Annotated in this window: 10 protein-coding genes and 1 pseudogene; 2 read left to right on the top strand and 9 right to left on the bottom strand. The window is 67.0% G+C overall.

Annotated features, from left to right (window positions below; genetic code table 11):
* The 9 genes and pseudogenes from Q0P59_RS19380 to rsxG form a co-directional block, all read right to left on the bottom strand.
* A pseudogene (locus tag Q0P59_RS19380) lies at positions 1–238 on the bottom strand (NAD(P)(+) transhydrogenase (Re/Si-specific) subunit alpha); the annotation flags it as partial.
* Between the two features lie 23 nt (positions 239–261).
* Positions 262–534, bottom strand: coding sequence for an RnfH family protein (locus Q0P59_RS19385; RefSeq protein WP_295009480.1), 273 nt, complete (start codon positions 532–534; stop codon positions 262–264).
* Between the two features lie 15 nt (positions 535–549).
* The gene (locus Q0P59_RS19390) at positions 550–1,623 is read right to left on the bottom strand and encodes an RnfABCDGE type electron transport complex subunit D (protein ID WP_295009482.1); all 1,074 of its coding nucleotides are present in this window, start codon (positions 1,621–1,623) and stop codon (positions 550–552) included.
* Entirely contained in the window at positions 1,620–3,131 is a 1,512-nt protein-coding gene (gene rsxC / locus Q0P59_RS19395; protein WP_295009483.1) for an electron transport complex subunit RsxC, read from the bottom strand. Before rsxC ends, Q0P59_RS19390 begins: the two co-directional genes overlap by 4 nt.
* A 10-nt stretch (positions 3,132–3,141) precedes the next feature.
* On the bottom strand, positions 3,142–3,687 hold the full coding sequence (locus tag Q0P59_RS19400; protein ID WP_295009486.1) for an RnfABCDGE type electron transport complex subunit B: 546 nt from the start codon (positions 3,685–3,687) through the stop codon (positions 3,142–3,144).
* Between the two features lie 29 nt (positions 3,688–3,716).
* The gene (gene rsxA, locus Q0P59_RS19405; RefSeq protein ID WP_295009488.1) at positions 3,717–4,298 is read right to left on the bottom strand and encodes an electron transport complex subunit RsxA; all 582 of its coding nucleotides are present in this window, start codon (positions 4,296–4,298) and stop codon (positions 3,717–3,719) included.
* An 8-nt stretch (positions 4,299–4,306) separates the two neighbouring features.
* Positions 4,307–4,819 (bottom strand): SoxR reducing system RseC family protein, encoded by a 513-nt coding sequence (locus Q0P59_RS19410; RefSeq protein ID WP_295009490.1) that lies wholly within the window; start codon positions 4,817–4,819, stop codon positions 4,307–4,309.
* A 17-nt stretch (positions 4,820–4,836) separates the two neighbouring features.
* Positions 4,837–5,511 carry an electron transport complex subunit E gene (locus tag Q0P59_RS19415; RefSeq protein WP_295009492.1) on the bottom strand — a complete coding sequence of 225 codons (675 nt, stop codon included), beginning with the start codon at positions 5,509–5,511 and terminating at the stop codon, positions 4,837–4,839.
* A gap of 1 nt (position 5,512) precedes the next feature.
* Positions 5,513–6,100 carry an electron transport complex subunit RsxG gene (gene rsxG / locus Q0P59_RS19420; RefSeq protein ID WP_295009494.1) on the bottom strand — a complete coding sequence of 196 codons (588 nt, stop codon included), beginning with the start codon at positions 6,098–6,100 and terminating at the stop codon, positions 5,513–5,515.
* Between the two features lie 305 nt (positions 6,101–6,405).
* On the opposite strand from rsxG, the gene nifL reads away from it, so the two are divergent.
* Positions 6,406–7,938, top strand: coding sequence for a nitrogen fixation negative regulator NifL (gene nifL, locus Q0P59_RS19425; protein ID WP_295009497.1), 1,533 nt, complete (start codon positions 6,406–6,408; stop codon positions 7,936–7,938).
* A 17-nt stretch (positions 7,939–7,955) separates the two neighbouring features.
* A complete protein-coding gene (gene nifA, locus Q0P59_RS19430; protein WP_295009498.1) occupies positions 7,956–9,575 on the top strand; it encodes a nif-specific transcriptional activator NifA in 1,620 nt (539 codons plus the stop codon).
* Positions 9,576–9,652 lie beyond the last annotated feature (77 nt).

Below are 9,652 nucleotides of genomic sequence, written 5' to 3' on the forward strand. Positions count from 1 at the left end.
GCATGGCGGCGATTTCCTCGGCGCTGGGCGGCGTGACGCGAAGGATCAGGCCGGCACCGGTGTAGGCCTCGGCCGCATCGCCGGCAATCGTGACGCCCTCATAACCGGCGTCCATGAAATGGCTTTCCAGGCCACCGTCGCGCTCAAGCGCGACCCTGGCCCCCAGGCCAAGAAATTTCTTGGCGATATCCGGCACTAGGGCCGCACGATGTTCTCCCGGCACGCGTTCGCGTGCCACACTTATTTTTATGGGCATTGTGGTCAGTCTTCTTCATTGATGTCCCGCCGGGGGACGGTTTCGGGGTCGGCTACGATTCCCCGGTAAATCTCGACGCGGTCGCCTGCTTTCAACGCGGCATCGAGTTTGACCAGCCGCCCGAAAACCCCGACTTTCTGGGCTCCCAGGTCGATATGGGGAAACTGTCTGAGGATTCCGGAACGTTCGATGGCTTCCTTGACCGTCGATTCATCCGGCACCTCGATGTTGAGCCAGATCTGCTGCCCCGGTTCGGAATAGGCAACACCGATTTGCATGACGTCTTACCTCCCTCAGTTGGCGGTCGGCAACGGCGTTCCCTTGCGGTCGCGGCCGTAGATGCGTGGTTTGAAATAGGTATCGATGATTGGCGTCAGCGAGTTCATCAGCAGCACCGCGAAGGCGATGCCTTCCGGGTAGCCGGCCCAGGTGCGGATCACCCAGGTCAGTACGCCGCAGCCGAAGCCGAAGATCAGCTGGCCGCGCGGCGCATTGGGCGAGGTGACGTAGTCGGTGGCGATGAAGAAGGCGCCGAGCATGGCGCCGCCGGACAGCACGTGCGCCCCCATGTCGAGGTAGCGCGCCGGATCGACCGCATGCAGGATCGCCGCCGGCAGCGCGATGCCGACCAGCATGGCCAGCGGGATGTGCCAGGTGATGATGCGCAGGAACATCATCGCCACGCCGCCGGCCGCGATCAGCCAGGCCGCCGTTTCGCCCAGGCTGCCCGGGCGGCTGCCAAGCCACGACAAGGCAGGCGCCTGCTGCAGCGATTCGAAGAGATTGATGCCGCGCGACAACTCGGTCTTGGCGAAGCCGAGCATCGTCGCGCTGGTCACCGCATCGAAGGCAGGCGGCACGCCGCGCAGCACGATGAGCAGCCCTTCGAGCGGGCCCGGGGCGCCGGCGCTGAACAGCGGCAGCGGCGCCACCCAGGCCGTCATCTGGACCGGGAAGGAGATGAGCAGCGCAACCCGCGCCACCATGGCCGGGTTGAACAGGTTCTGGCCGATGCCGCCGAAAGCCTGCTTGCCCAGCGTCGTCGCGAACAGGCCGCCGAAGACGCCGATCCACCAAGGCGCCCAGGGCGGCAGGGAAACCGCCAGCAGCCAGCCGGTGAGGATTGCCGAACCGTCGTGCAGCACGGGCATCGCGTTGCGGTTCATCAGGCGCAGGCAGAAGCCTTCGCCCAGCATCGCCGCGGCAACGGTGATCAGCCACAGGTAGAAGGCCGGCCAGCCGTAGAGCCAGAAGCCATACAGCGTGGCCGGAGCGAGCGCCAGCATGACCAGGGCCATGATGCGCCCCGGGCTGTTGCTGGTCGTGGTGTGCGGTGCGGCGACCGGTGTTCCATATGCGTGGCTCATGCTGAAGCTCCCTCGGTTTTCTCGGCGGCGACCGACGGCGCGGCGGCCGCCGCGGCCTTGGCGGCTTCCCGCTCGGCCTTGCGGCGGGCGGCGGCTTCGGCCTTCTCCCGGTTTTCCCGCTCGATGCGGGCCGTCTTCGCCTCGGCCAGGCGCTTGGTCGCCTCGGTGCGCAGCTTGGTGCGCTCGGCGGCGGTCAGCTCGCCCTTGGCGTGGCTGAAGTACTGGACCAGCGGAATGTGCGACGGGCAGACGTAGGCACAGCAGCCGCAGGAGATGCAGTCCTGCAGCGCATAGGCTTCGGCTCCTTCGAGATCGCCCGCCTTGATGCGGGCAGCCATTTCGAGCGGCAGCAGGCCCATCGGGCAGGCCTTGGTGCAGCTGCCGCAGCGGATGCAGGGGCCGGCTTCGGGCACGAAGGCTTCCACCGCGTCGAAGGCGAGGATGCCGGAGGCGCCCTTGACCAGCGGAATCCGGTCGTGGAGCAGCGGCGTGCCCATCATCGGGCCGCCGAGGATCAGACGCGACGGCGTTTCCTTGAGGCCGGTGAAGGCCAGCAGCTCGCTGATCATGGTGCCGAGCGGCGCGTAGATGTTGCCCGGCGTGGCGACGGTGCCGCCATTGACGGTGACGATGCGCTCGACCAGCGGCTGGCCGAGGCGGATGGCCTTATGCACGGCGGCGCAGGTCGATACGTTATGGACCAGCACGCCGACTTCGGCGGCGCGGGCGTCGGACGGCACTTCCTTGCCGGTCAGGGTCTGGATCAGCTGCTTGTCGGAGCCCATCGGGTAGCGCGCCGGCACCGGCCGGATCCTGACCTCGGGATAGGACTGGGCGGCCGCGCGCATGGCGGCGATGGCTTCCGGCTTGTTGTCCTCGATGCCGACCAGCGCTTCAGCCGCACCGATGGCGTGCATGACCAGCCGGGCACCATCGACCACCTGATGCGCGAAGTCGCGCATGATGCGGTCGTCGCTCGACAGGTAGGGTTCGCACTCGCCGCCATTGACGATCAACGTGCCGACCTTCAGGCGCTTGCCGAGGGCGAACTTGACGGCCGACGGGAAGGTTGCGCCGCCCAGGCCGACCACGCCGGCCTTGGCGGCCAGCTTGGCGATTTCCTCGGGCGCGGCGGCGAACGGATCGACCAGCACGCCGGCGTCGATCCAGCGGTCGAGGCCGTCCGAATCGATGGTGATCGCCTTGAACGGCAGGCCGGACGGATGCGGCGCGGTGACCTCGCCGATGGCGCTCACCGTACCGGAAACCGGCGCGTGGATGGGCGCCGAGATGTTGCCCTGCGCTTCGGCCACCAGCTGGCCCTTGAGCACCTTCTGGCCGACCAGCACGACGGGCCGCGCGGCGCCGCCGACGTGCTGGCTCAGCGGCATATAGACGCGCTCCGGCGTCGGCAGGATGCGGAGCGCCACGTCGGCCGCCGGCCGCTTGTGGTCTTCCGGATGCACGCCCCAGTTCGGGGCCTTCAGGAAACGGTCGAGAAATCCCATGATGAACTCCTCAGGCGTGGACCGCAGCCGCAGCCGACATCGGCTTGGGCCAGGTCCAGTGTTGCAGCGTGACCGGGATGGGGGCCATGCTCAGGGCTTCGGTCGGGCAGACATCGACGCAGGACGAGCAGCCGGTGCAGGCCTCGCGGATGACGTTGTGAATCTGCTTGGCGGCGCCGATGATGGCGTCGGTCGGGCACACCTTCATGCAGCGGCAGCAGCCGATGCAGATTTCCTCGGTGACCTCGGCGATGCGCGGGCCGGTATCGGCCACCGCCGACAGATCGACCTTGACCCCCAGCTTGGCAGCCAGCGCCTCGGCCGTCGCCTTGCCGCCCGGCGGGCACAGGGTGACCGGCGCTTCGCCCTTGGCCAGCGCGACAGCCGCCTGGGCGCAGCCGACGTAGCCGCACTGCCCGCACTGCGAGCCGGGCAGCATGGCCTGCAATTCGGCTTCGATCGGGTCGGCCTCGACGGCCAGGTAGCGCGAGGCGATGCCGAGCACGCTGCCGAGCGTCAGGCCCATCGCCGCGAGACTTCCAACCGACATCAACATGATCATTCTCCTTAAGCTTTGTTTAGCGTTCAGCTCGTGGGCATTCCCGAGAAGCCCATGAAGGCCATGGCCAGCATGCCGGCGACGACGAAGGCGATGGGGGGGCCGGCGAACAGGCGCGGCACCTCGGCCAGCGCGAGACGCTCGCGCAGACCGGCGAAAATGATCATGACCAGGCTGTAGCCGACCGACGAGGCGAAGGCGAACATGGTCGCGCTGAGGAATCTCATCTTGCCTTCGACCAAGAGCAGCGCGACGCCGAGCACCGCGCAGTTGGTGGTGATCAGCGGCAGGTAGATGCCGAGCATCTGGAACAGGCTGGGCGACACCTTCTTGATGGTCATTTCGGTGAATTGCACGGCGCTGGCGATGACCAGGATGAAGGTCACGGTGCGCAGGAAGCCGAGGCCGTAGGCATCGAGCAGCCAGGTCTGCACCGCCCAGTCGGCCATTGACGACACGGTGATCACGAAGGTGGTGGCCAGCCCCATGCCGGCCGCGGTATCGACCCGCGTGGTGACGCCCATGAACGAGCAGAGGCCGAGGAAGCGCGCCAGGATCACGTTGTTCACCAGGGCGGCACCGATCATCATCAGGGCAAATTCTTTCATCGTCGTTCCTATACAGAAGCGCAGGTTTCGTCGGCCCGGGCGCGGCGCACGAAGCGCGGCGCCAGTTCGCCGCGGGCAGCCAGGCGGCGGGCGTTGAGGCGGGCGGCGAGCAGGCCGAGGCCGAGGCCGGCTAGCATGCCGAGCAAGGTGGTCTCGTCCCGGCCATACAAGCCCTGGACGACGGAAGCAGTGACCAGGGCGAAAAGCAGCGGCAGGCCGTAGGCGGTCAGCGCGGCCTTGAGCAGCGCCCGTTCGCTGACCCCGACGACCAGGCGTTCGCCTTCGCGGAAGTCCTGTCCGTCCGGGTTGTCGAGCAGGAACCGGCGCGCCTGCAGGCGGCTGGTCACGGAGCCCATGCCGGCCGCCTCGCGCGTGCCGCAACTGGCGCTCGACGCGCAGTGGCCGCAGCTGGTGGTCTGTTCCGGTTCCAGCCAGACCTGGTCGCCGAGGACGCGCACGACGCGGGCGATGCCTTCGACCGACGATGTGGCCGCTGGCTGGATGACAGGGAGGGCGGTCATGGTCACGGACTCCGTCATCACAGCGCGTGCGCCCCGGCCATCTGGATTTCCTTGCCGGCGGCCAGGTCGAGCAGGCGCTTGCCGACGACGAGCAGGCCGGTGACGATGAAGCCGCCGGGCGGCAGGATCATCATCAGCACACCCATGTCGGCCGGCAACAGGCGCATCTCGATAACCTTGAAGCTCGGCCCGAGGAGCAGCGAGGCGTCGGCGAACAGGGTGCCGGAGCCGATGATTTCGCGCACCGCGCCGATCACGGTCAGCGCGATGGTGAAGCCCAGGCCCATGAACAGGCCGTCAAGAAAGGCCGGCGTCGGTGCCTGCTTGGCGGCAAAGGCTTCCAGCCGGGCAAGCGGCAGACAGTTGGAAACGATGAGCGGGATGAACAGGCCGAGCACCTTGTACAGTTCGTGCATCCAGGCGTTCATGCCGAGATCGACCACCGTCACCATGGCGGCGACGATCAGGATGTAGACCGGGATGCGCACCTCGGTGCTGATCCGGTTGCGGAAGACGGCGACCAGGTAGCTCGAAGCGGCCATCACCACCGCGGTGGCCAACCCCATGCCGAAGCCGTTGGTGGCGCTGGTCGTCATCGCCATGGTCGGGCACATGCCGAGCAGCATGCTGAACACGCCGTTGTTGTCCCACAGACCGTCCTTGACGATCGTCTTGTAGTCGCTGTCTGCCATGTCAGTCTGCCTTCGTCAGTTGGGATTGGTGTTCGGCGAAGAATTCCAGGCCGCCCCGGATCGCTGCCATCACGCCGCGCGGCGTGATCGTGGCGCCGGCGAACTGGTCGAAATCGCCGCCGTCCTTCTTCACCTTCCAGCGCTCGATGGGCGGGTTGCCCATAGCCAAGCCGGTGAAGCGCTCGATCCAGGGCCCCTTCTTGACCTCGATCTTGTCGCCCAGGCCCGGCGTTTCCTTGTGCGCCAGCACGCGCACGCCGAGCACCTTGCCGTCGGCGGCGATGCCCATCATCAGCTTGATTTCGCCGGCGTAGCCGGTGCCGAAGATTTCGAAGGCGACGCCGGTCACCTTGCCGCCCTTCCTGGCCCGGTAGATGGTTACCGGCTTGCCTTCGGCAGTTGTCAGCTCCAGGGTGTCGGTGACCGGGTTGTTGTCGTGCAGCTCGTCCGGCAGAACCTGGCCAAGCGAGTTCTGCTTGTCCTCCATGGCACGCGCGGCGATGTTGTCGAGGGTGATCTCGTCGGTGATCGCCAGCAGCAGCCCGAAGCCGAGGCAGAACAGGCCAAGGATGAGGCCGTGTCTGAACATTTTGGCTTGGCTGTCGATAGTCAGGGCTTGAGAGGGTGTCATGGTCGGCGTACTCGCTGTTTTGCCCCTCCACTGCATAAGGCGTGCCAATCGCTGCAATGCAGCATGAACCCCACGCCGATGCGGCTTTCCGTGCGCAATGCACAAAACCGGTGCATTTCAGCCCGCCCGGCGTGTCGCAAACACGACACGCCATTCGTCGCATTTCCTCCCAAAGCCCGTCGTATCGGCACATTGTGTGCAGTGCACAACGGCGGCACGGAACCTGCTAAGGAAGGACAAACCTGAATTGACGGAGACTCCCGATGCCTGTTGCCCAGCGTGCCCCGCAACCTGTCGATGCCGCAAGCCGCGCCGCGCTCCCCCCGGAAGCCTATCGCCAGGCCGTCGACCAGGCCGACCTCGCCGTGTCGATCACCGATGCCAGGGCCAACATCCTGTTCGCCAACGAGGCCTTCACCCGCGTCACCGGCTACGCGGCGGACGAGATCGTCGGCCAGAACGAGTCGGTGCTCTCCAACCACACCACCCCGCCCGAGCTCTACCAGGCGATGTGGCGCGAGCTGTCGGCGCAACGGCCGTGGTCCGGCAAGCTGCTCAACCGGCGCAAGGACGGCGCGCTCTACCTGGCCGAACTGAGCATTTCGCCGGTTGTCGACGCGGCGGGCAAGACCACGCATTTCCTCGGCATGCACCGCGACATCACCGAGCTGCACCGCCTGGAGCGCATGGTCCGCAACCAGAAGCACCTGATCGAATCGGTGGTCGATGCCGCGCCGATGGCCTTCGCCCTGCTCGACCCGACCGGCCGCGTCATTCTCGACAACCAGGAATACAAGAAGCTGGTCACCGACCTGCGTGCCAAGGAACCGGCGCACGCCCTGCTCGACACCCTGGTTCCCGGCTGGCCCGACCTGCTGGCCGGGGAACCTTCCCGCTGCGCCTTCGCCAGCCGCGAGGCGCGCATCGACCGCCATGCCAAGCGCCCGCGCTGGCTGTCGGTGACCTCGTCGGTCATCGACATGCACAGCGACTGCGTCGATAGCTACTTCTGCGCCGCCGGCCAACCCGGTCTGCTGCTGGTCATTTCCGACATCACCAGCTTGCGCGATGAGCAGGAAAAGGCCCGCGCTTCGGCCTTGCAGGCCGTGCTGGCCGAGGAGGAACGCACGGCGGCGATCCGCGAAGGCCTGTCGGCCGCCCTCTTCCGCCTCGAGGAGCCGATGAACATGATGGCCTCGGCCGTCGCCGTGCTCCAGCGGCGCGACCCGAACACCGCATCGATGCTGCAGATGGCCCTGGGCAGCAGCCGCGAACACATGGAAACCCTGCGCCAGGTGATCCCGCAAAGCCCGCAGGAGATCGTCGTCGGCGTCAATATCAACGAAATCCTGCGCGACGTGCTGGAGGTCAGTACGCCGCGCCTGCTCGCCGCCGGCATCGTCGTCGACTGGCAACCGGCGGCGACGCTGCCCTCCATCCTCGGCCGCCCGCTGCAGTTGCGCATGCTGTTCAAGGCGCTGCTCGACAACGCCATCGAGGCGATGAACGTCAAGGGCTGGAAACGCCGCGAGCTGAGCCTGGTCTCGGCCGTGGCGGACGACCGCATCGTCGTCTCCGTCCTCGATTCCGGCCCCGGCATCCCGCCCGAATGGCGGGTCAAGGCCTTCGAGCCCTTCTTCACGGCCAAGAACGGCAGCGGCAAGCACATCGGCACCGGCCTGTCGCGCGCCCAGCAGGTGGTCGCCGACCACGGCGGCATCATCGACCTCGACGAAAGCCCGAGCGGCGGCTGCGCGGCGATCGTCGAACTGCGCGTCGACGGCGACCCGATCTGAGCGATCACGAGAACGACATGCACGATCACATCCACATCGCCAACGCCAACGACGAATGCCCGCCGACCGGCGGCTACTGCCGGACGCACGAGCTGAACATCCTGCTCCTGGCGGCGCTCTACGCCGTCAGCCGGGTGCTCAGCCGCTCGCTCGACTTCAACGAAACCCTGCGCGACGTGCTGCGCGTGCTGCACGACGAAGCCGGCCTGGCGCGCGGCCTGATCAGCGTCGTCGATCCGGAAAGCGGCAAGCTCAGCATCCACTCCATCTACAGCCCGGACGGCCCGGTCCGGGACGACGCCCAGTACGGCCCGGGCGAAGGCATCATCGGCCTGGTGCTGGAACGGCCGCGCACCATCAAGCTGCCGCGCGTCGCCGACGAGCCCAACTTCCTGAACCGGACCCGCGTCTACGATCCGGAACTGCCCTTCATCGCCGTGCCGATCAAGGTCGGCGGCGACCTCAAGGGGGTCCTTGCCGTCCAGCCGGAAGGCCCGGAGGACGGCCTGCTCGAGGAGCGCGCCCAGTTCGTCGAGATGGTCGCCAACCTGATCGGCCAGAGCCTGCGCCTGTCGCAGGAAGTGGCGCAGGAAAAGTCGTCGCTGCTCGAGGAACGCGACCTGCTCCGGCGCACCGTGCGCCACCAGTTCGGCTTCGACAGCATGGTCGGCCGCTCGGCGGTGATGCGCCGGGTGTTCGACCAGGCGCGCATGGTCGCCAAGTGGAACACCACCGTGCTGATCCGCGGCGAAACCGGCACCGGCAAGGAACTGATCGCCAACGCCATCCACTACAACTCGCCGCGCGCCCGCGCCGCCATCGTCAAGCTGAACTGCGCCGCCCTGCCGGAAAACCTGCTCGAATCCGAGCTCTTCGGCCACGAGCGCGGCGCCTTCACCGGCGCCGTCGAAGCGCGCAAGGGCCGCTTCGAGCAGGCGCACGGCGGCACCCTGTTCCTCGACGAAATCGGCGAAGTGTCACCCGCCTTCCAGGCCAAGCTGCTGCGCGTGCTGCAGGAAGGCGAGTTCGAGCGGGTCGGCGGCAGCAAGACGGTCAAGGTCGATGTGCGCATCATCGCCGCCACGCACCGCGACCTGGAAACCGCCGTCGAGATGGGCGACTTCCGCGAGGACTTGTTCTACCGGCTGAACGTCATGCCGCTCTTCCTGCCGCCGCTGCGCGAGCGCATCGAGGACATCCCGGAAATCGCCCGCCACCTGCTGAGCAAGATCGGCAACGACCAGAAACGCAAGCTGACGCTGACCGACATGGCCAACCGCCGCCTGGCCAGCCACGACTGGCCGGGCAACGTGCGCGAGCTGGAAAACTGCCTGGAGCGGGCGGCCGTGCTGTCGGAGGATGGCGTGATCGACGTCGATCTGATCCGCTTCCCGAGTTCGCGCGAGCGGAGTACGCCGCGGCCGTTGCGGGCGATTGCGCCGGCCTCCAGCCCGGTTTCGGCGGCTGCGGCCGATCTCGACATCGACGATCCGAACCTGTCGGAGAAGGAACGGGTGATCGCGGCGCTTGAGCAGGCCGGGTGGGTGCAGGCCAAGGCGGCGCGGATTCTGGGGATGACGCCGAGGCAGATTGCCTATCGGATTCAGACGTTGAATATTGAGGTTAAGCAGTTCTGATTGGGTAGGTCGCCTTTTCGACCGTTGTTTTCCGCCCTTGCGGGGCGGGCATACTTTCTTTTGCTTCGCCAAAAGAA

This window comes from uncultured Dechloromonas sp. (genome assembly GCF_945957265.1).
In the GTDB taxonomy this organism is placed as follows: Bacteria; Pseudomonadota; Gammaproteobacteria; order Burkholderiales; family Rhodocyclaceae; genus Azonexus.

Coding starts and splice junctions, on each gene's coding strand:
- Q0P59_RS19385 (WP_295009480.1), bottom strand. CDS start 534: ATGCAAATCGGTGTTGCCTATTCCGAACCGGGGCAGCAGATCTGGCTC.
- Q0P59_RS19415 (WP_295009492.1), bottom strand. CDS start 5,511: ATGGCAGACAGCGACTACAAGACGATCGTCAAGGACGGTCTGTGGGAC.
- rsxG (WP_295009494.1), bottom strand. CDS start 6,100: ATGTTCAGACACGGCCTCATCCTTGGCCTGTTCTGCCTCGGCTTCGGG.
- rsxA (WP_295009488.1), bottom strand. CDS start 4,298: ATGAAAGAATTTGCCCTGATGATGATCGGTGCCGCCCTGGTGAACAAC.
- Q0P59_RS19390 (WP_295009482.1), bottom strand. CDS start 1,623: ATGAGCCACGCATATGGAACACCGGTCGCCGCACCGCACACCACGACC.
- nifL (WP_295009497.1), top strand. CDS start 6,406: ATGCCTGTTGCCCAGCGTGCCCCGCAACCTGTCGATGCCGCAAGCCGC.
- Q0P59_RS19410 (WP_295009490.1), bottom strand. CDS start 4,819: ATGACCGCCCTCCCTGTCATCCAGCCAGCGGCCACATCGTCGGTCGAA.
- nifA (WP_295009498.1), top strand. CDS start 7,956: ATGCACGATCACATCCACATCGCCAACGCCAACGACGAATGCCCGCCG.
- rsxC (WP_295009483.1), bottom strand. CDS start 3,131: ATGGGATTTCTCGACCGTTTCCTGAAGGCCCCGAACTGGGGCGTGCAT.
- Q0P59_RS19400 (WP_295009486.1), bottom strand. CDS start 3,687: ATGTTGATGTCGGTTGGAAGTCTCGCGGCGATGGGCCTGACGCTCGGC.